The organism is Bacillus siamensis KCTC 13613, assembly GCF_000262045.1.
In the GTDB taxonomy this organism is placed as follows: Bacteria; Bacillota; Bacilli; order Bacillales; family Bacillaceae; genus Bacillus; species Bacillus siamensis.
This window is the reverse complement of record NZ_AJVF01000040.1, coordinates 111,932-133,452: the sequence shown is the minus strand read 5'-3', so window position 1 is coordinate 133,452 and position 21,521 is coordinate 111,932. Positions and strand designations below refer to the sequence as shown.

Genomic DNA, 21,521 nt, shown 5'->3' with positions numbered 1-21,521 from the left:
AGCGCCCGTTTTTATGAAATGATAGAACCATAATAGATAGGGAGGGATCATGATGAAAGTATTTCTCATCGGAGCAAACGGACAGATCGGACAGCGGCTGACCGGGCTGTTTCAACAAGACGGCACCCATACGCTTCGGGCGATGGTCCGGAAAGAAGAGCAGAAAGAAGCGCTTCAAGCTGCGGGAACAGAAGCCGTTCTTGCCGATCTCGAAGGAAGTGCGGAAGACATCGCGAAAGCCGCCGAGGGTTGTGACGCGATGGTTTTTACCGCCGGATCAGGCGGAAGCACCGGATATGATAAGACGCTTTTGATTGATCTTGACGGAGCGGCAAAAGCGATAGAAGCGGCAAAGAAAGCCGGCATTAAGCGGTTTATTATGGTGAGCGCCCTTCAGGCTCATAACCGGGCCAACTGGAATGAATCGCTGAAGCCGTATTATGCCGCTAAACATTATGCGGACAAAATTCTTGAAGCGAGCGGTTTGACGTATACGATTATCCGTCCCGGCGGGTTATTAAATGATCCCGGCACGGGCAATATCAATGCCGCCGCCGATTTAGAAAGAGGCTCCATTTCAAGAGACGATGTCGCCAAGACCGTTATCGCATCCCTTAATGAACCGAATACGTTTGAAAAGGCGTTCGATCTGACGGCGGGCAGCACGCCCATCAGAGAAGCGCTGAAACAATTATAGTTTCCGGTTTTACAGCACTCGGGGCTTTTAGCCCTTGAGTGTTTTTCTATATTTTTCTATAATGAAGTGAACGTTTATTCCGGAGAAATGAATGACTATTCATTCATTACATTTTTAAAGGGGTGGGAAAATGAATCTGGTTTCCAAATTGGAAGAAACGGCATCACAGAAACCGGAAAAACCGGCTTGTCTGTTTCAAGATCAGTACATGACGTATGAGGAGCTGGCAGGTAAAATCGAAGCATTTGCAAACGGATTGGAAGACAGGGGACTGAAAAAAGGGGATCATCTCGCTTTGCTGCTCGGAAATACGCCTGATTTTGTCATTGCGTTTTTCGGCGCGTTAAAAGCGGGAGTTGTCGTCATACCTGTTAATCCGGCATACACACCTTCAGAGATCGCATATATGATGAAAAACGGCGATGTCAAAGCGATCGCCGGCATCGACCTTTTAATTCCCGTATTTGAAAGCCTGCACGGCTCACTGCCGCTAGTGGAGCATATCATCATCAGTCAGACCGCAGAGAACGCTCCATCGACAGAAGACCCTCAATTGCGCTTGAAAATGACAACGTTTACAAAAATGCTCCGTCCGGCGGAGCGCACCAGAACCTATCCGACATTGTCCCAAGATGATACTGCCGTCATTTTATATACCTCAGGGACGACGGGAAAACCGAAAGGCGCCATGCTCACCCATCAGAATCTTTTTTCCAACGCAAATGATGTCGCCGGATACTTAGGAATGAATGAGAAAGATAAAATTGTTGCCGCATTGCCGATGTTTCATGTTTTTTGTTTAACCGTTTGTATGAATGCGCCTCTGATGAGCGGAGCGTGTGTATTAATCGAGCCGCAATTCAGCCCGGCCTCTGTGTTTAAACTGATTAAACGCCGGCAGGCAACTATTTTTGCAGGCGTTCCGACGATGTATAACTACCTGTATCAATATGAGCACGGCAAGGCGGAGGATTTTGCGTCTATCAGGCTCTGCATTTCAGGCGGCGCTTCGATGCCGGTCGCTCTGCTGCAGACGTTTGAACAAACCTTTAATGTCACCATTTTGGAAGGATACGGACTTTCTGAAGCGTCGCCGGTTACTTGTTTCAATCCGTTTGACCGGGGGAGAAAGCCCGGCTCAATCGGGACGAATATTTTGCATGTCGAAAATAAAGTTGTTGATACGCTCGGTCGAGAACTGCCCGCCCATCAAGTGGGGGAATTGATCGTGAAAGGGCCGAATGTGATGAAAGGCTATTACAAGATGCCGGAGGAGACGGAACATGCGCTGAAGGACGGCTGGCTGTACACTGGTGATTTGGCGAAGCGCGATGAAGACGGTTATTTTTATATCGTCGACAGAAAAAAAGATATGATTCTCGTCGGCGGATACAACGTCTATCCGCGCGAAGTAGAAGAAGTGCTCTACAGCCATGAGGGCATTAAAGAAGCCGTGGTTATCGGCGTTCCTGACGCCAAAACGGGGGAAGCGGTGCATGCTTATATAGTGCCTGCGGATGGTGAGCTGACAGAGCAGGCCGTTGTTGATTACTGTGAACAGCATTTAGCAAAATATAAGCGCCCGGCGGAAGTGGTTTTTCTTGATGAGATTCCGAAGAATGCGACCGGGAAGCTGCTGAGACGGGCGGTTCGGGACATGCTTCCGAAATGACAGACGAAAAGCGAAGCCTGAGGGCTTCGCTTTTACATGAACTGATCCGGTCAGCTCTGCGATTCTTCCTTAATGATGCTTTGCACAAGCAACGTATCATGCCGGGTCAGTTTGTAATACGTGTTTTTATACTTGTACGTCATATAATTGCCGCTTTCGAGCCACATGCTGAATGAATCAAAACGGTCTTCATGGTATTTGACCGTTCCGTTGTAATCGGGAGACACGCTTTTGGTCAGTTTGACTTGTTTTCCTTGGTTCAAGATATCTAGCATATCTTTTACATTCTGCCTGTCTTTAATTTTAATTTCTTTTTTTCCGTGCTCAGACAGAATAATCAGATCTGCGTTGCTTGATGGAAACACATCGCCGGTCCGGCTGTATACATAGAAGAAAGCAACAACCAAAAGGGCGATTACTACAATAAATGCGATTATTTTTTTCATATTCATCACTCCGTCTTTTAGTCTTTCCCGCTTCCTGTTGTTCCATTCTTTTCTGTTGTGAAAAGATTAACATCCGTTTCGGAGGCTTGGTTCTATTTATTTGCATTTATGCTTACAATAGGAGTAAGTCATAAGGGTAAGGAGGGTGACTTCCATGCGCAAATGGATTGCGGCAGCGGGACTTGCCTATGTGCTGTACGGCCTTTTTTTCTATTGGTATTTCTTTATGACAGGAGACTCCGCGGTCCCGGAGGCCGTAAAGGGAACAAAAGCCGATCCGGCCTCGTTTATGGACCCGGGCCGCCTGGCAGCCGCTGAAAACTATTCAAATGTAAAGGATTTTCTGTTTTTTATCGGGGCGCCGTTAGATTGGTTTTTATTTTTTCTGCTGCTCATTACTGGGCTTGCCAAAAAAATAAAGCAATGGCTGGAAGCAGCGGTGCGCTTTCGGGTGCTGCAAATCGTAAGCTTCGTATTTGTCATGTCACTCATCGTTACGGCGGCTTCGCTTCCGCTTGAGTGGATCGGATATCGGGTTTCGCTTGCGTATCATATTTCGACCCAGACCGCAACAAGCTGGATCAGAGACCATGTCATTGATTTCTGGATCAGTTTTCCGCTGTTTGCCGCGTGTGTGCTTGTGTTTTACTGGCTGATCACAAAGCATACAAAAAAATGGTGGTTTTACGCTTGGTGTCTGACCGTGCCGTTTACCCTGTTTTTGTTTTTCCTGCAGCCGGTTGTCATTGATCCTTTATACAATGATTTTTATCCGCTGAAAGACAAGGAGCTGGAAAGCAAAATTTTGTCGCTTGCCGACAAGGCCGATATTCCCGCCAGCCATGTTTATGAAGTAAATATGTCGGAGAAAACGAACGCGCTGAATGCGTATGTGACAGGAATCGGTTCGAATAAGCGCATCGTTTTGTGGGATACGACTCTTAACAAACTGAAGGATCCGGAAATTTTGTTCATAATGGGGCATGAGATGGGGCACTATGTGATGAAGCACGTGTACATCGGACTTGCCGGGTATCTGCTGCTGTCATTGGCCGGGTTTTATATCATTGACAAGCTTTACAGGCGGCTGGCGAAATCCTTCAGCCGGATGCTTCATATAGAGGGGCCTAAAGATCTGGCCGCTCTCCCGCTGCTATTGCTGCTCATATCCGTGCTCAGTTTTGCTTCTGATCCGATTACGAATGCCGTCTCCCGGTATCAGGAAAACGCCGCCGACCGTTACGGCATCGAACTGACCGGAAACCGGGAAGCGGCGATTGAGACGTTTCAGGATTTGGCTGTTACGGGACTGAGCCGGGTCAATCCGCCGTTTCTCGTCAAGGTTTTCAAGGGGAGCCATCCGTCGATTATGGAGCGGATTGAACATGCGGAGGAAGAAAAATAATAAAAAACCGGCGGGGCCAAGGCCGACGCCGGTTTTTTATGTTTTACTGAGCTGCCGCCTGTACGTTGATCAGCCCTTTTCCGTAGTAGAAAGCATCACCAAGTTTTGTAGTGGTGTTTTCTAAACTGCTGCGGACTTGAGTGGTTGTCCAGTTCGGGTGCTTAGAAAGAATTAAAGCAGCCGCTCCGGCAACGTGCGGAGATGCCATTGACGTACCGTTGTATGCTCCGTATTTGTTTCCGGGAAGCGTGCTTTGGATCGATACGCCAGGTGCCATGACATCAAGCTCAGGCCCTACGCTTGAGAAAGATGCTCTTTGATTGCTGCTGTCAACAGCGCCGACTGCAATGACAGAAGGGTATTTACCAGGATAGCCCACTGTGCTTGAGCCGCCGGAAGTGCCTTCGTTACCGGCTGCCGCAACCACTACGACGCCGGAAGCAACGGCTTTGTCAACTGCAGCTTTTAACGCTGAAGAACCAGAAGGTCCGCCGAGACTCATATTAATAACGTCCATTTTGTTTGCGATCGCCCACTCAATTCCGTTAATGATCCAGCTGTACTGGCCGGAACCGTCAGCGCCGAGAACTTTTACCGCGTAAAGGGATGCGCTTGGCGCAACGCCTAATACACCGATTGAGTTATTAAGAGCCGCAACTGTGCCGGCAACGTGAGTACCGTGAGAGTTTCTGTCTTGGAAAGGATTTGTTTCAGAAGGAACCATGCTGGCTCCGCCTGCCACCTTTAAATCAGGATGAGAAGAATCAATACCGCTGTCGATAACCGCTACTTTAACATTTGATCCAGTGAAGCCTTGAGAGTGCAGAGCAGGGGCTTTGATTTGAGATACGCCGTAAGGCACGGATTGCGCGTACGCTTTTGCAACGTGATCTTCTTCAACGTAAGCGACGCTAGGGTCTTTTTTCAGCTCTTTTACAGCTTTTTCATTTAATGTAGCTGAAGCTGCGTCTACATATTTGAATTGCTTCTGTACTTTTCCGCCTTTTTCAGAAATGACATCTTTCTTCTTAGCGGCGCTCATCGTGCTCATTGTCTGTTTGAACCCGACAATATATTTCTTTTCCCCGTTTGATTTTCCTGCCGCCTGGGCAGAAGACGTGCTGCCGAACGCCATCGTAAAGATTAACGCTAAAGCAAACAGCAAACTGATCCATACCTTTTTGCCTCTCACTCTTTATCCTCTCCTTTTTTTCATTTGCAGAATAACCAATAGACAGACTATTCTGTGGATTAATTGTATAGTATGGAATAATATTTTAGTAGACCCAATTTTTTTCATCCCGTTTTATTTCTATTTAGGTATATCAACTCTCTTTCATTTAGTAGGAACCCGAAATATTTAAATTTTAATGGAAAAAACCGATGGAAGGACATGAGTAAATGTACACAAGCGCAATGACTCGCTTGTTTACTGGGTCGATTGTTTTGCTCCCATTTTTGGATGCTGTACCAAAAACAGGATAAATGTCACTTTTTGTTGAATGCAGAAGACTGAAGGAGGTGAAAGCGGAATGAGAAAAAGCCCCAACATGAATCAGTCTTTGACTTCCTTGGTGGAGAATAGCCATGAAACCATTTTATAAAAATAATGATTATGAATATCATTAATGCTTATTTTGTTCATGATATAATTGCGGAAAAACGAAAGAGGGGAGCAGATGAAACGATTCAGTATGCTGATGCCGATCTTGGCCGTCCTCGTCATATCGGCATGTTCAGGACCGGAACATGAGACTGCCATCAGACATGATCTGGGGACCTCACATGTGCCAGCGCATCCGCAGCGCGTCGCCGTGCTGAACCCGGGCTTTAATGATACCCTCCATGATCTCGGCATAAAGCCTGTGGCTGCGGCCGATAACCGGTCACATCCCGACCTGAAAAAGATCGCTTCGCTGAAACCCGATCTCATCATTGCAGACTCAAGCCTGCACAGAGGGATATACCATAAGCTGACGGAGATCGCTCCGACAATCGCTTTAAAAAATGAAGATGCGGATTATCAGGATGCGGTTGACGCCGCCCTTACCATTGAAAAGGCGGCCGGTAAAGAGGGCATCATAGAGAAACAGTTGTCGGCTCAGGAAGAAAAGCTGAATGACATCAAAAGAAAACTGGATGCAGAAGGCGCCTCGATTTTAATAATGAACGCTGTAAACGGCAGCTTTTCCGTAAAGGATGATAAATTTTTTACGTCCCGGCTTTTAACGCTCGCAGGGTTTACCTATGCGGTCCAGACAGCTTCCGGCGGAAAATCTGAGCCTATCAAAATGACACCCGGGGGGCTTTTGCATATCGATCCTGATTACATCGTGCTGTTGGGCGGAAAGAAAGAATTCGAAAAAAATCCGATCTGGAAACAGCTTAAAGCCGTGAAAAACGGACACGTATACCGCGTGGACAGGGCGGTTTGGACGGAACGCCGGAGTATTGACGGTGCGGACGCCATATTACATGATCTGCAGAAAAAAATGCCCGCTAAAAAGGCCCGGCACTGAATGCGGGCCTTTTTGCTATGATTCTGAAAGGTGGCTGCTTACATTGTAATCCTTGACGCGCCACTGATCTTCAATTCGTTCGATATTGCTCAGACAAGCATTGACAAGCTTTGCGTTTTGTATGTCGGTGTCACCGTCAGAAATGGCGGACAAGAGGGCGTGAATGGCTGCGCCGTGAGCGACGATCAGTACTTTTTGATCAGGGAAGCGCTCCTGAACTTTCACTAAACCGGCCAGCATTCTGTCTGTCAGCTCCTCTGCAGTCTCCATGTTCGGGTAGTTTTTATCCGGATAGCGCTTCGACCGTTCCGGTAAAGACATTCCTTCCGCATCCCCATAGCTCCGTTCTCTGAAATCTTCCATGACGACGATAGGAAGATTCAGAAATCCATTAATGATGTCGGCTGTTTTTCTGGCCCGTTTCATCGGGCTTGAGACGATGACATCCCATTTGAAACCTTTTAAGTATTCTCCTGTTTCTTTCGCCTGACGCTCTCCCGTCGCATTTAACGGAATATCTGATTTGCCTTGAAGCTTCTTTTGGGCGTTCCAATCAGTCTCTCCATGTCTTACTAAACAAACGGCAGTCATAAAGTCTCCACTCCGATCATTTTTTATCGATATCATCTATTATACTGCCGTTACGTTAACACTTCAAAGAGAAGCGCTAGTCCGACTCCGCCTCCGCTGCCGATCGCTGCTGTTGCAAAGCGGGCATCCGGCCGCCTTTTTGCTTCATAAAAAAGCCGGGTGACAAGCGCCGCTCCGGAAGCCCCGTACGGATGTCCGACGGCCAGAGCGCCGCCCCGGACATTTATTTTAGAATACGGCACTTGAAGCTGCTGTGAAAAGACGCATATTTTGACGGCAAACGCCTCGTTTATTTCGTATATATCAATGTCATCAGGTGACAGGTCCCGCTCCTTCAGCAGTTTTTTGACGGCATACACCGGAGCAGCTGACGGATAATGCGGATGGACGCCGCTTACCGCGCTTCCGATAAAACGCAATCTCGGCTTTAAACCGAGAGACCGCGCTTTTTGTTCTTCCATCACACAGACTGCCGCGGCCCCGTCAGAAATTCCGCAGCTGTTGGCGGCGGTGACAGAGCCTCCGGGCTGAAAGACGGGTTTGGCGCGGGCGATGAGAGGCTCCATGTTCCGCTTTTTTTGCATGTTTTCGTCAGCAGCGAATCCGCGAATGGGGAGGATCTCCCGGCGGTACAGGCCGTCTTCGTGCGCTTTGACGCTCCGTTCATAGCTGAGAAGGGCATATTCGTCCTGCATCTTTCTCGTTACCCCGTAAGCCTGTGCCGTATACTCGGCTGCTATGCCCATATCAGGATCGCCGATATGTTCTGGAGAAAAACGCGCGCGCGATGAGAAAGGGGAGCGGCTGCTGCTCTCCGCTCCTCCCGCGATATACGTACTCCCTGCGCCGGCTTTTACAAAATGACACGCGATTCTCACGGCATCAAGCCCGGAGCCGCACTGTCTGTCGATGGTCGTCCCGGACACGCTCAAGGGAAGTCCGGCCGCCAAGGCTGACAGCCGGGCGAGGTTTCCGCCGCGGCCCGTCGCATTTCCGATCAGGACTTCATCAATGTCTTCGGGTGTGTTCCGGCTCAAATGGCGGATCAGCGGAGCGGCTAAATCCTCAGGAAGACAGTCCTTTAACAGGCCGTTTTCCCGGGCGAAAATCGTCCGTTTCGCATCCGTAATTACCGCTTCCATTCCATCATGTCCTTTGCCTGTTTTCGTATGGCGGCACGGGCGATCTTTCCGCCGGCTGTTTCCGGTATTTCTGAAAACAGCCATTTTTTCGGGATTTTATATGCTGCCAGCTGTTCGCGGCACCGTTTCTTCAGTTCCTTTATATCCGCATGTCCGTCGATTACTGCAACGGCGATGCTGCCCCAATAGGCATCAGGCACACCGGTTACGGCCGCTTTTCTGACGCCCGGACAGCCGTTGAGCACACGTTCAATCTCTTCAGGAAACACGTTCAGGCCGCCGGATACGATCATCCCGTTTTCACGTCCTTCGATATATAGATAGCCGTCACTGTCGACATACCCCATGTCGTCAACCGTCATCCATCCGGAATCATCAGGCTTTGCGCCGCCGATGTATCCCGAAAATTTCATCGGGCTGTTCACAAAAATCTTCCCCGTTTCGCCCGGCATGCAGCGTTCTCCTCCGGGACGGCGGATTTCGATTTTAACATGATCAAACGGCCGGCCCGCCGCATTTGGCTTTTCTGCGCCGTCTTCAGGCGATAAGAAAGCCACGAAACTCAGCTCGGACGTTCCGTAAAAATCATATAACCGCAAATGAGGATAGCGGTCTGACAGCGCTTGTTTAGACGAAGCCGGCCAGTCTGCACCGGAAGAAATCACCTTGAGCGGTTTATCCGGAAACGCTTCTGCCGAGAGCAGGGCGTCGGTCATTGTCGGTACGGTATACAGAACATCAGCTTGTCTCAGCCAGTCTTTCATTCCGGCCGGATTGAATTTTCTTTGAAGGATGACGGTTCCGCCGATAAACAAAGTGCTGACGGCGCCGTACAAAAAGTGTGATGAGCGCAGCGTGCCCGGTACCAGCACTTTGTCATCAGGGGAAATGCCGAATTCACGTTTCGTACAAGAAAAGCTCTCCAGCCACGAACGGTGGGAGCGGGTGAAGGCTTTCGGCTTTCCGGTCGAACCCGAGGTGAACCCGGTATAAAAGGGCAGGCCGGTGTTTTTGATAAAGGCGCCTTCTGTTTTCTCCGCCTCGATACAAGATCTGCATTCATCCCACAGAATGACGGGTGTTTTGACGCCGTTCAATCTGACGCTCAGCCGGCGGTCACAGATGACGAGATCGGTTTTGCTGATGTGCAGCTGATCCGCGAATTCCGCCGCTGTCGAGCGGGGATCTAACGGTACCGCCGTGCAGCCGGCATGCGCCGCGCCGGCGAATAGTTGTAAAAAAGGGATTTCATTCGGCAGTAATATTGCAATGTTTTTCGGCTTACCTGACAGGCTGCTAAGCCAGTTTGCGGTCTGGTTTACAAGTTTATTCCAAGTTTGATAGGTGATTTGATCTGTTTCTGTCTGAATGGCGATTTGTTCCGGCGCTTGTCCGGATGTTTCTGAATATGATGATGTAATCATGATGAGTAAAATCAGCTTCCTTTCGTCGGCAAAAGCCGGCTTGCTTGAAGAGTTTTTCTGATTCTTACGGCTGCGAATGAGGCTGCGGCCGCTTTAAGCAGATCTCCCGGCACATAGATGAGGCTGAGCTTTACGGCAGTCATGATATCAATGTGCATCATAAAAGCCTGAACGGGAATGCCGATGACATACAAAAACAGCACGCCGAACAAAAACTGTCTGATAAACAAATGGGGTGCGCTGGCTGAGCGAAGGTTTCGGATGCTGAGGCTAAGCAGGAATGCCGCAAGCGGATATGCGATGAGATACCCGGCGCTCGGCCCGAAAAAAACCCCGAACCCGCCTCTTCCGCCCGAAAGGAGAGGCGCTCCGCATGCCACAATCAGCAAAAACAGCAATTGGCTTAAAAACGCGGCTTTCGGTTTTAAGATGCTTCCTGATAAAAGCACACCGATCGTCTGGAGTGTAATCGGAACCGGCGTAAAGGATAAGAAAAGCGGGGGGAGCAGCCCTAAAAGTCCCATAATGGCGGTAAACACGGCAATATGCATCATTTCTGTCAATTTCATTATGTATTCCTCCAGCTTATCAAAATATGTTTATACAATAAATCGAGTCTTTATATATGTCAACATCATTATATTTTTAGTTTACATTAAAAAGACCGGCCCTTTATAAAAAAGGCCGGTCGGTTTGTCTTTATTCTTCTGTGAGGATAACAAGTGAATCAACTGATGATGCAACGTGGGAAACGGCGCGGCTGACTTCTTGAAGGCCGCCGAGAAAAGCCTGTAAATCAACGTCGATTTTGCCTGTCTGATCTTTGCTCGTTTTCATGCTTTGGACGATGTCATCAAACAGACGGTTGATCTGCGTCATTTTTTCTTTCGTTTCACCTACAAGTCCGTTTACATCTTTAATATGTTTGGACACGATGTTGATTTGTGTATTGGTATTGTTCACAAGCTCTGATACGGTGGAAACGGTTTTTTTCGTATCCTCTGAAAGCTTTCTTACTTCCGTTGCGACAACGGCGAAGCCTTTGCCGTGCTCCCCGGCTCTCGCAGATTCTATTGAAGCGTTTAATGACAGGAGATTCGTTTGCTCGGCGATCCCCGTCACGATGCCGAAGATTTTTTCGATTTGCTGGGCAATGTCATTCAGCTTATCCATTTCTTCTTCAATATGCAGAAGGCTGGCGTCGATTTTATTCAATTGCTTCTGCTGGCTTTCAAGTTCTTTTTTTCCGCCGATTGACTTTTCTTCTACATGTACGGAAGTGACGGTGCCGGCTTTTGACGCCTCGGAAATGTCCTCTGATTTATCGACCAGCTCCTGCACGGCTCTGCTCGTTTCTGAAAACAGATCAGCGAGTGATCCGGATGTTTCCTGAATTTTTTGATGAAGACGGGCTTTCTTTTCCTCTTGCTCGTCCCGCTGGCAGTTATATTCGGTCTGGAACGCTTCAAGGACGAGCTGCTGTTCGAGATTCAGTATTTTCGTCGTCGCTTTGATCGCTTTTAAAAGCTCATGCAAATCCGGGATGGAAGCTTCATATATGTTCATCATCGACAGAAGCAGATCCTGAAACGCCCCCATATACCATTTCGGTTCAAGGCCGATCCGCAAATGAATGGAAGCGATGCGCTGTCTTTTCTCAATGAACTCATCATCTATCGTGCCGGCGAACATTTCGTGGATGTGACGGCGTAATGTTTTTTTCAGGCGCTCGACCGTGCTGTGGTCGTTAATGATCGTCATTAATGATTTTTCGTGATCCAGGTTTCGGTAAAAGGAATCGACGATGGTGGAAATATGTTCTTTGATTAACGGCTGCAGCTCTTCAAGCACATGAAGCTCTTCGTTTCCAAGCCTGACCATTTTCAGCTGCTTTTTGACATCTGCATATTGATTTGAAAGCTCGATGCGTTTTTTGCCGTCGGCTTCTGAAAAATAAGCTGTTTCTTTTTTGCTGTCTTTTTTAAATAACAATATTAGTTCCCCCAGATATTCTCTTTTTCTTTTTATCGGTTTGGAAGGAACTTGAATGAAGGAATCTGGTAAAAATATTTTAATGCAAAAAAATAAAACCATTCATACAGAATGGTTCAGTTAATCTTGCGTGATGCGCTTCAGCGGCTTGATGGCGGGACCTTCGGCAACCCCGCCGTCAGGTGTGAACCGGGAGCCATGACAAGGGCAGTCCCACGTCCGTTCACCGTCATTCCATTCAACCTCACAGCCTAAATGGGTGCATGTCGTGTCGACAAGATGCAGGCAGCCTTTTTCATCTTTATAGGCGCCGGCCCGTTTGCCGTTTACCGTTACGATTTTTCCCTCTCCGGGCTGAAGGGACTCAGGTGAAGCGTCCGGCCTTTCAAGTTTGCCCGAGATAAGGTGTTTGGCTACGTCGGCATTATAGGAAATCAGTTTTTTCAGCCCCGGATCTGCGTGGAAACGTGACGGGATAAACAGGCCGGAGAACGGGTTCTTTTTGTTTTGAATATGATCGGCCAAAAGCTTCGCCGCAAGGGCTGAGCTTGTCATGCCCCATTTTTTAAAACCGGTTGCCGCCAAAATATATTCTTCATCGCCTGAGATTGGACCGATGAACGGGATTTTGTCAATGGTGACAAGGTCTTGTGCAGACCAATGATATGGGATGCTTTCGACTCCGATTGTGTCTTCTGCAAATTGTTTTAGCGCTTCGTAATGCTCGGACATTTCTTTTCCTTGGCCTGTTTTGTGGCTTTCGCCGCCGACGAGCACCAGTTTTTCACCGTTCAGCTCTGTATAGCGCAGTGATCTGGACGGCTTGTCTATGCTGAGAAACATACCGTCAGGATACGTTTGCTTCGGTTTTACCGCCAGCACGTAGGATCTGCTGGCATACATTCTGGCGGCATAAAGCCCTCCGCCGTCATAAAAAGGAAAGTGGGAGGAGCAGACAATGTAGCGGCACTTGATGCCGTGTCTGTTTTTCGTGACCACCTCAGGCTGCGGTTCTTTTTTAATGTCAATTGCCGCCGTCTGTTCAAAAATCCGCGCCCCATTTTTGACCATCTCTTTCACAAGCGCCGCGCCATATAAAAGCGGATGAAATTGCGCCTGATTCTTCATGGCAAGGCCGAGCCTGCAATTAACGGGGACGGGAAGTTCTTTCACAAGCTCATGTTCAATGCCGAGCTTGGTGTAGGCTTCCTGCTCGCTGCGGATTTTTTTGACGCCGGATTCCGTATTCGTGTAAATATACGCGTCTTGTTCAATCAGTCTGCAGTCAATCGAAAGGTCCTTGATGATCTGCTTCATGTCTTCCATAGCGCGAAGATGGGCTTCGAAATACAGCCTTGCGCTGGTCAGTCCGATCTGCTGAATAAGATCGGCATAGATGAAATCATGCTGGGCGGTGATTTTTGCGGTCGTGCCCGCGGTCGTCCCGTTTAAAATCCGGTCTGCTTCAATGACAGCGACACGGAAGCCTCTTTTCGTCAGTTCGTATGCCGTTTTCAGGCCCGTAATTCCTCCGCCGATAACCGCAACGTCGCATTCCGTATCTTCAGTCAGGGCGGGAAAGGAAGGAATGTCAGCTGTTGCTTTCCAATAGGAAGCAGATTCCTCGTTTGAAAAAGCAGTCATTTCAAATTACCTCCTCTATTGTATATTCTTAATTTTTCCAATAAGTCTATATTCATACATGAAAGTCGTATAAGATGCTTAAATTACTCATAATATAGTAATTAATGTAAAGGAGTGATCAAAATGGCGAATCAGAAGAAGAAAACCTTGCCGCCGCAGCATCAAAACCGGCAGCCGGGCTTTGAATATGTAATGGACCCTCGCCCTGTGTTTGACAAACCGAAAGCGGCGAAAAAACTTGAAGGAAAAACTGCGATTATCACGGGCGGAGACAGCGGAATCGGACGCGCCGTATCCGTTTTGTTCGCGAAGGAAGGCGCAAATGTGGTCATCGTTTACTTTGATGAGCATCAGGATGCCGAAGAGACGAAGCAATATGTAGAAAAAGAGGGGGCAAAGTGTCTGCTGATCGCAGGTGATGTCGGCGACGAAGCCTTTTGCAACGATGTCATCCGTCAGGCGGGCCAAGCCTTTCCTTCCATTGACATCTTAGTCAACAATGCGGGTGAGCAGCACGTGCAGCCGGGGATTGAGAAAATCACGAGCCATCAGCTCATCAGAACGTTTCAGACGAATATTTTTTCAATGTTTTACTTAACGAAAGCCGCGCTCCCTCATTTGAAAAAAGGAAGTTCAATCATTAATACGGCCTCTATTACCGCCTATAAAGGCCACAAAACATTGATTGACTATTCAGCGACAAAAGGAGCGATCGTCACGTTTACAAGATCTCTGTCCCAGTCTCTTGTCACTCAGGGCATCAGGGTGAACGCAGTGGCGCCGGGGCCGATCTGGACGCCGCTCATTCCGGCGAGCTTCTCGGCGAAGGAAGTGGAAGTCTTCGGCTCAGACGTGCCGATGCAGCGCCCGGGAGAGCCTGTTGAAGTGGCACCGAGCTATTTGTACTTAGCAAGCGATGATTCTTCCTATGTCACGGGACAGACAATTCATGTGAACGGCGGCACCATCGTAAACGGATAATATAAAAAAGCCAATCCATTTGGATTGGCTTATTCACTCAGTTTGAGTGCAGCATATTCTTTAGAAAGCGTAAGGAACGCTTCTTTATTTTTATCATCAAGCGCTTTATCAATCTGTTTTGTCAGCGTGTGGAGCCGGCGTTTATACAAGGATTCGTCGAGCACCATTTGAATGTAAATATCGGCCATTGTCACATCGAATTCATTTGCTTTTTGCGTGTTGCGGGACTTCATGAGCTCAGTGTACGATTTTTTCTCTTTCATAAAGAATCCCCCCAATGCCTTTTTTATAGTATATGGATAACAGCCGGAAAAATCAATTAATTTTTATAATCTTTAGACAACTAATACTTGGAAATATATCGACATATCCTGCAAACTGACGAAAAATTGAAAAATAACATTGTATAAATGTTGTGAAAACGAAATTAAAAAATAATATTTAAGTAGTAAATTAAGACTAAATTATATCTTTAAAAGGTGATTTTTAGCTATATTCAAAAAAAACCTGTCGTTTTCCAATGACAGATGATAGATTATTAGTATAAATTTTCAAGAAAAGGATTGGAGGCTGCACATTATGTGCCAGAAAACACACGCACCCTTAGAAAGCTACGAAGTAAATCGTTCAACCATCGCTGTTTTGCCTGAGGAAATAGACGGTAAAATGGGGTCGAAGATCATTGAAAAAGATTGCATTCTATATGTCAGCATGAAGCCGATTCACATCATTGACAGAAGCTGCCGCTACTTTGGCTCCAGCTATGCCGGGAGAAAAGCGGGAACGTATGAAGCGATTAAAATTTCTCACAAGCCGCCGATTATGGTGGACCCTTCAAATCACATCTTTTTATTCCCTACACTTTCTTCTTCAAGGCCTCAATGCGGCTGGATATCTCATGTACATGTTAAAGATTTTCAACCGACCGCATTCGATGATACAGCGGTCACATTCTCAAACGGCAAAACGATGGAACTGGAAGTATCTTATCATTCTTTTGAGAATCAAGTTTACAGAACCGCCTATCTCAGAACCACTTTTCAGGACAGGATGGGCAGCCATATCCCGAAGCGGCAGGAATTCATGCTGTACCCGAAAGAAGAGCGGACTAAAATGATTTACGACTTTATTTTGCGGGAGCTGGGGGAGAGATATTAGAGAAAGCTGTGATGTGAAGGGACGGGCCCTTTCCTTTTTGGAGAGGGCTTTTTTGATTTACATGCCCGGGCAGAGTTGTATCGTCTCCGTCTGTTGGCTATGATGGTGGAAAGAGTTATGACATTATATTTTAGGAGAGATGGGCATGGATGTATTTGCAAAATATGTATCAGGAATCGACAATCCGGATCACCGGCTCAAACTAGAGGAAATCCTGTCTTGGACGGCTGACCGATTCCCGAATTTACAACCGCAGATCAAGTGGAATACGCCGATGTTTACTGATCACGGCACCTTTATTATCGGCTTTGCAGCAGCGAAGCATCATCTAAGTGTTTCTCCCGAAGAAGCGGGGATTGCGCACTTTGCCGATGACATCGCCCGCGCCGGCTACAGCGTCACTTCCCGTTTGTTCAGAATTCAATGGACTGAACCGGTGCATTATGATCTGCTTGAAAGCATGATTCAATTTAATATTCAGGAGAAGGCAGACTGTTCAGCGTTTTGGCGGAAATGAACGAAAAAATATTAAAGCACAAACCTGATCAGGAGCTTTTTTATGAAAAGTAATCCTAAGGGATTTGCGTTTCCGGCGGAGGATCATCATGCGTTCATCGCCTGAATACCCGGGTTCGGCGAAAACGGCTTTTCCTTCAGGCGAAATCTTCGCGGTAAAGTGCGGGATTGACATAACGAAACGCACGATGGCAGGAATCGTGCGTTCGGAATTCTTTATTTGACGACAGACATGCTGACGCTGCTGCCTGACACCGTCACTTTGGCAAAGTCCTGTGTATCCACCACAGGTGTGACTGCTTTATTGTCGATCGTGATGTTTGTAAAAGCTGTTGAGAAGTTTGATTTGATGTAAGGGCGCTGATCCTCTGATGTGACCGCAACGGTGGCGAGCGCTTTCCATTTTGAGACCGAACCTACATTTGTTTGGGCGAGTTCTGAAATGATGCGGCCGGTGTACCCGTCATTATTCGTGCCCCAATATGTGGCGCGGGTATTGCCGTTCAGATTTTTGTAAATGGTCAGCTGTACGGTGCTGCCGGGCCGGAAGCCTTTCGTATAGGTGAATTGGCTTTCTCCTTCCAGATACCGGACCTGGCTTTGCCCTTTTGAGCCGACTTTCATGATCGGTTTCCATACATGATACGTTTCACTGTACTGAAGCCCGATATCGGCCTCCGTGCCTCCGGTAAATCCTGAGTAAATATAGGCTGTCCCATTTGACACCTGAATCGAGCTCGGAAGCTGAATTTTCGTGACGAGAACAGAGCCCGTACTGTTCAGGTAGGCCCTTCCGCCGATTCCTTTGCTGAGCTGGGACGCCGCTTCCGCCGTATTGGGGCTGATGACCCCTGGAATATCCGCAGTACATACACCGAATAGAACGGCTGAAGTGAGCACACCCGCAAGAAGCCCTTTTTTCACCATCATTTCTCCTCCTATCATCATAGTCAGATAGCGCTATCAGTTCATATTATAAAAGGTTTTGGAAGAAATTCCATAAAAGAGATCCAAACAAATGTAAATCGAAACTTTTTTCCTATTTATCTTGTAAATGGAGATTATTTGAACTATGCTATGTTCAGCAATACCGCATCACTCAGGAGAGGGGATAGATAGAGTATGAAAAAGACGGCAGCTGTGCTTTTGTCTTTCGGTCTGGTGTTCGGATGTTCATACGGGGCGGGGCAGACGGCAGAAGCGAAAACAAAGGTGAAAACGTATCAAAACTGCAAGGCGCTGAATAAGGTGTATAAGGGCGGCGTGGCCCGGACGTCAAAAGTGAAAAACAAAGGCGGCAGAACAAAGTACAAGCCGTATGTCTCAAAAGCGCTTTACGATGCAAATAAAAGACTTGATCGTGATAAAGACTATATCGCATGTGAGAAATAAAAAAACAAGCCTCTTTAAAGAGGCTTGTTTTTTTACATTGATTCGATGGTGACGGCGGTTCCGTATCCGATTAATTCGGACGTGTTCTGTCCGGCGGTCAGTTCGAACCGCAGGCCGACGATGGCGTTCGCTCCGAGCTGCTCCGCTTCTCTGATCAGCCGTTCTTTCACCGCTTTTTTGGAGTCTTCCAGCATTTCGGTATAGCTTTTTAATTCACCGCCGACGACAGATTTTAAGCCTGCAAGCAAGTCTTTTCCGATGTGACGGGACTGGACGATACTGCTTGTCACCAGGCCTTTTACTTCCGTAATCTGTTTTCCGGCGACGGTTTCAGTTGTTGTCATGATCATGCGGCTTTCTCCCTCCATATGTCTTACCGCTATTTTACCATTAAGCCGCCTTTTCGGCTGCGCTGATTTGTTTTTTTCTGACTGCGGCACTGACTGCAAACATGACGGCAGTGTTTAAAATCAGCGCGATGATGCCTGTATTCATGTCTTTCACGATTTGCGGAAGAAACGGAAAGAGGGTTCCGATGGTTGATTCGGTCAGCGTGATGAAGGCGACCGTCCCGACCCCGGCCGCTATGCCGGCAAAAGCGCCGTGGCTTGTGATAAAACGCCGCTTCGGCAGGCTGAATAAAAGCGCGGGGAAAAGCTGGGTGACAAGGCTGTAGCCCATTAAAAGCAAGGTGACGATGGTATTTCCGCCTTTCAGCGTAAAATATACGGAAATCAGCGCGATAACGGGTACGGCATATTTAGCGAGCCGCGAAACTTTTTTGTCAGTCGTGCCGGGCCGGATTGCTTTGTACACATTTTTGGCGAACAGCGTGCTTGAGGCCATGAGTATCATTGAACCGGGGACAAGCGCCGTCAGAATGCCAGCCGATCCGATCAGTCCGACAAACCAAGGATCAAAGGTTTTCACTGACAGCTTTAATAAGGCGAGATCCGTGTCCGCCCCTTTTAAACCGGGCACCTGCAGAATCGCTGCAAATCCGGTAAAGATGACAAACAGCAGGACAAGCTGATAAAGAGGCATGATGATCGCGTTTTTCCGAAACACCCGCGGATGCTCCGCCGAATAGGAAGCGGCAAAGGTATGGGGCCACATATAAAAGCCGAGAGCGGTCAGCAGGACGGTTGAGCTGAACCATGAAGGGCTCTGTCCGGTTTCAGAAAGTGTAAGAAATCCGGGTTTTGCGGCGTCGATTTGTTTGAACATCTCCGCAAAACCGCCGTAGTAATGAATGGGAAGATAAATGCCTAAATACAGGACGATGCCTAAAATCATGATGTCTTTGACGACTGATATCCACGCTGAACCGTGGATTCCTGAAATCATCACATAAATCGTGATGGAGACAGCGCCGATCCAGACTGCGGCTGATGGCGGAATCTGGCCATACGACGTTGCTGAAACAATTAATCCGAGCCCTTTCAGCTGCAGGACGAGATAGGGGATGAGAGATGCGATGCCGACGAGCGATACGAGAATGCCGAGGAGCGGGCTGTTGTATTTTGAAATAAAAAAATCAGATTGCGACATCAGTTTGTGCTGTTTGGCGTATGTCCACACGGCAGGCAGAAGCCAATATGACAAAATGTAGGCAAGACAGCCGTAAGCGATAATGTAAAAGGCGGGACCTCCTTTTCCGTAAGCCCATCCGCTTCCGCCGAGGAATGTGAAGGTCGTGTAAATTTCTCCCGCCATTAATAAAAAGACAAACATCGTGCCGAAGCCGCGTCCGCCCACCGTCCATTGTTCAAGATCCATCTTTTTTCCTTTTCGGGCGCGGATTCCGAGATATACACAAAACAGGAGCACGGCGGCCATTACGGGAAATGCGGCGTTCATTCCGTCTCACCCGCCTTGTTTTCTTTGTCCAATTTGTAAACCGCAGCCATCAGAACAGAAGTCAGCACCGCCCAGATGACGACATATGCGAGAATGAAAGGCATTCCGAAAACATAAGGCGTCACCCGGTTGGCGAATGGAATGCCGGCGAGAATTCCGAAAAAGGGCAGAGCAGCGAGAACATGAATCAGTTTCATAACATTCCTCCTTTTCATTGAAAACAGCGTGTCCCGAATTATAAAGAAAATCATGTCGAATGTATAGTGTGAATAGTCTGAATTTTATGATTGGAAGGAAGAGCAGTCACGGCTGCTTTTTAAATGGCTGCAAGAGACAGGTAATATTCCAATAAGGCGGTTACCTGTTCCCGTATTCTCGGGTTGAAATAACGGTGTTTTTCTTCATAGCCGTTAATGGTGCATATATAAAGTGTAAATGCTTCGTCTCTTTGGGCTTCGTATATTTTGATTTTACGCTTTCTTAACTCTTTTCGAACATCACTCAAATCCTTTTGTGCTAATTTTAAAGAGCAGCTGATAAGCTGTTTATAGGGTTGTTTTAATTTGAACGGGCACGAATCAAGCGCTTCGAGATCCCGATTCAGAATGGCGGCTGCCATGGGCAGAAACAGCCCTTTTTCGATGAGGTCGCGGGTGCCGCTCCGGATGTCAGGCATAAATACTCCTTCTTTCTTAAAAGAGAACATTTGTTCTTATTTTATACTCGCTTACACGATATTTCAAGTCGGAAAATCTCGTAAACATTTTCGTTTTTTGGAGATAATGTGTAGAATAAGGATAGACAAACTCGTTAAGGAGTATAAACGTTGGAGCAATTTTTATCATATTTCACTGAGGAACAGCTGACGGAATGGTTCCAAAGCTATAGAGCTTTCGGCCCGGCGGCTGCAGTTTTACTGCCTTTTATTGAAGCGTTTCTTCCGTTTTTGCCGCTTGTTGTATTTGTGGTGGCGAATACGAATGCATTTGGACTATGGGAAGGTTTTTTTCTGTCGTGGCTCGGATCTGCGGCAGGATCACTGCTTATGTTTTATGCCGTCCGCCGTTTCGGACAGAAAAGAGCTTTCGGTTTCATCCGCAGGCATCAGACCATAAGGCGGATGATGCTTTGGGTTGAGCGGCACGGTTTCGGTCCGCTGTTTATTTTACTTTGCTTCCCCTTTACGCCGTCCGCTGCGGTTCATATCGTTGCCGGCCTGTCACGGGTGGGGGCGCTGCAGTTTGTATCAGCCGCCGCTATGGGGAAAATGGTCATGATCTTTATGATCAGCTTTATCGGGTATGACCTTCACGCGCTTTTTACACAGCCTTTCAGGATGGCGGGCGCCTTAACGGTGATCGCGGTGCTGTGGTATGCAGGAAAGCATATCGAACGGCGTTTACAGACGAGGATCAGTCAGCATGAGAAAGACGGAGGGAGACAGGAATCTTGAAAAAACGATTTTGGTTTATAGCCGGCGTGCTTATCGTTGTTTTGGCCATACAATTAAAAAATGCCATTTTTATTGATTATAAAGTCGAAGGAATCAGCATGAATCCGACCTTTAAACAAGGAAATGAGCTGATAGTCAACAAGTTTTCCCATCGTTACAAAACGATCCGCCGTTTCGATATTGTTCTGTTTAAAGGCCCGCACCGCAAAGTGCTGATCAAACGTGTCATCGGGCTCCCGGGCGAGTCGATCGCTTACAGGGAAGACCAGCTGTATGTGAATGGAAAACGGGTTTCAGAACCGTTTTTAAAACCGTTAAAGTCATCATTGTCCGCAGGCAGCCATGTGACCGGTGATTATACATTGAAGGAAACGACCGGGCGCAAAAGCATACCGAAGGGACAATATTTCGTTATTGGCGACAATCGCATATACAGCCTCGACAGCCGCCATTTCGGACCGATTAAGGATAAAGACATCGTCGGGGTCATCAGTGAATCAGACGCCAAGTGAACGGCGTCTTTTTTTCGGAAATGATTGTCAAAAGGCAGAGGGAAGATTATAATGGAGATTGTTACGCGTGAAACAAAAATCAAGCGTTTTATTTTTGATGATTTTGTTGCGTGCGTA

The 21,521-nt window shown here is 47.5% G+C and carries 25 protein-coding genes and 1 pseudogene; 11 read left to right on the top strand and 15 right to left on the bottom strand.

All coding sequences use genetic code 11. The features are described from left to right. Nucleotides 1-52: 52 nt before the first annotated feature. On the top strand, nt 53-697 hold the full coding sequence (locus tag Y79_RS0114390) for an SDR family oxidoreductase (protein ID WP_016938322.1): 645 nt from the start codon (nt 53-55) through the stop codon (nt 695-697). Nucleotides 698-827: 130 nt separating this feature from the next. Beyond that, nucleotides 828-2,369: a fatty acid--CoA ligase family protein gene (locus Y79_RS0114385; protein ID WP_016938321.1), complete on the top strand. Its 1,542-nt coding sequence runs from the start codon at nt 828-830 to the stop codon at nt 2,367-2,369. A 50-nt stretch (nt 2,370-2,419) separates the two neighbouring features. Here Y79_RS0114385 and Y79_RS0114380 read toward each other — a convergent pair whose 3' ends face one another. Continuing rightward, complete coding sequence (locus Y79_RS0114380; RefSeq protein WP_016938320.1) at nt 2,420-2,815, bottom strand: YhfM domain-containing protein; 396 nt, start codon at nt 2,813-2,815, stop codon at nt 2,420-2,422. A gap of 154 nt (nt 2,816-2,969) precedes the next feature. On the opposite strand from Y79_RS0114380, the gene Y79_RS0114375 reads away from it, so the two are divergent. Continuing rightward, nucleotides 2,970-4,220, top strand: coding sequence for a M48 family metallopeptidase (locus Y79_RS0114375; protein WP_016938319.1), 1,251 nt, complete (start codon nt 2,970-2,972; stop codon nt 4,218-4,220). A 43-nt stretch (nt 4,221-4,263) separates the two neighbouring features. On the opposite strand, the gene Y79_RS0114370 is transcribed toward Y79_RS0114375, so the two are convergent. Further along, complete coding sequence (locus tag Y79_RS0114370) at nt 4,264-5,412, bottom strand: S8 family peptidase (RefSeq protein ID WP_016938318.1); 1,149 nt, start codon at nt 5,410-5,412, stop codon at nt 4,264-4,266. Between the two features lie 487 nt (nt 5,413-5,899). Here Y79_RS0114370 and Y79_RS0114365 point away from each other — a divergent pair, with 487 nt between their 5' ends. Then, a complete protein-coding gene (locus Y79_RS0114365; protein WP_016938317.1) occupies nt 5,900-6,739 on the top strand; it encodes an ABC transporter substrate-binding protein in 840 nt (279 codons plus the stop codon). Between the two features lie 15 nt (nt 6,740-6,754). Here Y79_RS0114365 and Y79_RS0114360 read toward each other — a convergent pair whose 3' ends face one another. The 7 genes and pseudogenes from Y79_RS0114360 to Y79_RS0114335 form a co-directional block, all read right to left on the bottom strand. After that, the gene (locus tag Y79_RS0114360) at nt 6,755-7,330 is read right to left on the bottom strand and encodes a histidine phosphatase family protein (protein WP_016938316.1); all 576 of its coding nucleotides are present in this window, start codon (nt 7,328-7,330) and stop codon (nt 6,755-6,757) included. 50 nt (nt 7,331-7,380) lie between these two features. Further along, a complete protein-coding gene (locus tag Y79_RS0114355) occupies nt 7,381-8,472 on the bottom strand; it encodes an acetyl-CoA C-acyltransferase (protein ID WP_016938315.1) in 1,092 nt (363 codons plus the stop codon). Continuing rightward, nucleotides 8,460-9,896 carry an acyl-CoA synthetase gene (locus Y79_RS0114350; RefSeq protein ID WP_016938314.1) on the bottom strand — a complete coding sequence of 479 codons (1,437 nt, stop codon included), beginning with the start codon at nt 9,894-9,896 and terminating at the stop codon, nt 8,460-8,462. Before Y79_RS0114350 ends, Y79_RS0114355 begins: the two co-directional genes overlap by 13 nt. A gap of 11 nt (nt 9,897-9,907) precedes the next feature. After that, nucleotides 9,908-10,465, bottom strand: coding sequence for a biotin transporter BioY (locus Y79_RS0114345; RefSeq protein ID WP_016938313.1), 558 nt, complete (start codon nt 10,463-10,465; stop codon nt 9,908-9,910). A 130-nt stretch (nt 10,466-10,595) separates the two neighbouring features. Then, nucleotides 10,596-11,393, bottom strand: coding sequence for a methyl-accepting chemotaxis protein (locus tag Y79_RS1000000122015; RefSeq protein WP_411810535.1), 798 nt, complete (start codon nt 11,391-11,393; stop codon nt 10,596-10,598). A 9-nt stretch (nt 11,394-11,402) separates the two neighbouring features. After that, nucleotides 11,403-11,777, bottom strand: a pseudogene (locus Y79_RS1000000122010) (protoglobin domain-containing protein); the annotation flags it as partial. Nucleotides 11,778-12,008: 231 nt separating this feature from the next. Beyond that, nucleotides 12,009-13,532 carry an FAD-dependent oxidoreductase gene (locus Y79_RS0114335; RefSeq protein ID WP_016938311.1) on the bottom strand — a complete coding sequence of 508 codons (1,524 nt, stop codon included), beginning with the start codon at nt 13,530-13,532 and terminating at the stop codon, nt 12,009-12,011. A gap of 123 nt (nt 13,533-13,655) precedes the next feature. Here Y79_RS0114335 and Y79_RS0114330 point away from each other — a divergent pair, with 123 nt between their 5' ends. Beyond that, nucleotides 13,656-14,513 carry an SDR family oxidoreductase gene (locus Y79_RS0114330; protein WP_007610477.1) on the top strand — a complete coding sequence of 286 codons (858 nt, stop codon included), beginning with the start codon at nt 13,656-13,658 and terminating at the stop codon, nt 14,511-14,513. Nucleotides 14,514-14,542: 29 nt separating this feature from the next. Here the strand turns inward: Y79_RS0114330 and Y79_RS0114325 are convergent, their stop codons facing one another. Then, on the bottom strand, nt 14,543-14,776 hold the full coding sequence (locus Y79_RS0114325) for an IDEAL domain-containing protein (RefSeq protein WP_016938310.1): 234 nt from the start codon (nt 14,774-14,776) through the stop codon (nt 14,543-14,545). A gap of 316 nt (nt 14,777-15,092) precedes the next feature. On the opposite strand from Y79_RS0114325, the gene Y79_RS0114320 reads away from it, so the two are divergent. From Y79_RS0114320 to Y79_RS1000000121835, 3 genes are all read left to right on the top strand, one after another. Next, on the top strand, nt 15,093-15,671 hold the full coding sequence (locus Y79_RS0114320; RefSeq protein ID WP_016938309.1) for a competence protein ComK: 579 nt from the start codon (nt 15,093-15,095) through the stop codon (nt 15,669-15,671). Between the two features lie 145 nt (nt 15,672-15,816). Further along, a complete protein-coding gene (locus Y79_RS0114315) occupies nt 15,817-16,188 on the top strand; it encodes an iron chaperone (RefSeq protein ID WP_016938308.1) in 372 nt (123 codons plus the stop codon). A gap of 88 nt (nt 16,189-16,276) precedes the next feature. Then, nucleotides 16,277-16,411 (top strand): hypothetical protein, encoded by a 135-nt coding sequence (locus Y79_RS1000000121835; RefSeq protein ID WP_016938307.1) that lies wholly within the window; start codon nt 16,277-16,279, stop codon nt 16,409-16,411. On the opposite strand, the gene Y79_RS0114305 is transcribed toward Y79_RS1000000121835, so the two are convergent. Continuing rightward, entirely contained in the window at nt 16,404-17,114 is a 711-nt protein-coding gene (locus tag Y79_RS0114305; protein WP_016938306.1) for a YrpD family protein, read from the bottom strand. The two genes, Y79_RS1000000121835 and Y79_RS0114305, sit on opposite strands and share 8 nt — an antisense overlap. A gap of 195 nt (nt 17,115-17,309) precedes the next feature. Here Y79_RS0114305 and Y79_RS0114300 point away from each other — a divergent pair, with 195 nt between their 5' ends. Then, nucleotides 17,310-17,579, top strand: a complete 270-nt coding sequence (locus tag Y79_RS0114300) for an excalibur calcium-binding domain-containing protein (RefSeq protein WP_016938305.1) — start codon at nt 17,310-17,312, stop codon at nt 17,577-17,579. 32 nt (nt 17,580-17,611) lie between these two features. Here the strand turns inward: Y79_RS0114300 and Y79_RS0114295 are convergent, their stop codons facing one another. The 4 genes from Y79_RS0114295 to Y79_RS0114280 form a co-directional block, all read right to left on the bottom strand. Then, nucleotides 17,612-17,929 (bottom strand): YbjQ family protein, encoded by a 318-nt coding sequence (locus Y79_RS0114295; protein WP_016938304.1) that lies wholly within the window; start codon nt 17,927-17,929, stop codon nt 17,612-17,614. Nucleotides 17,930-17,969: 40 nt separating this feature from the next. Then, nucleotides 17,970-19,439 (bottom strand): sodium:solute symporter family protein, encoded by a 1,470-nt coding sequence (locus Y79_RS0114290; RefSeq protein ID WP_016938303.1) that lies wholly within the window; start codon nt 19,437-19,439, stop codon nt 17,970-17,972. Then, nucleotides 19,436-19,636 carry a DUF3311 domain-containing protein gene (locus Y79_RS0114285; RefSeq protein ID WP_003155162.1) on the bottom strand — a complete coding sequence of 67 codons (201 nt, stop codon included), beginning with the start codon at nt 19,634-19,636 and terminating at the stop codon, nt 19,436-19,438. Before Y79_RS0114285 ends, Y79_RS0114290 begins: the two co-directional genes overlap by 4 nt. Nucleotides 19,637-19,755: 119 nt before the next feature. Then, complete coding sequence (locus tag Y79_RS0114280) at nt 19,756-20,115, bottom strand: YhjD family protein (protein ID WP_016938302.1); 360 nt, start codon at nt 20,113-20,115, stop codon at nt 19,756-19,758. Nucleotides 20,116-20,265: 150 nt separating this feature from the next. Between Y79_RS0114280 and Y79_RS0114275 the strand changes: the two genes are divergently transcribed. Together Y79_RS0114275 and lepB are read left to right on the top strand one after the other, a co-directional pair. Further along, nucleotides 20,266-20,892, top strand: a complete 627-nt coding sequence (locus Y79_RS0114275; protein WP_016938301.1) for a TVP38/TMEM64 family protein — start codon at nt 20,266-20,268, stop codon at nt 20,890-20,892. Continuing rightward, on the top strand, nt 20,889-21,404 hold the full coding sequence (gene lepB, locus Y79_RS0114270; RefSeq protein ID WP_016938300.1) for a signal peptidase I: 516 nt from the start codon (nt 20,889-20,891) through the stop codon (nt 21,402-21,404). The genes Y79_RS0114275 and lepB overlap by 4 nt, the downstream gene beginning before the upstream one ends. Nucleotides 21,405-21,521 lie beyond the last annotated feature (117 nt).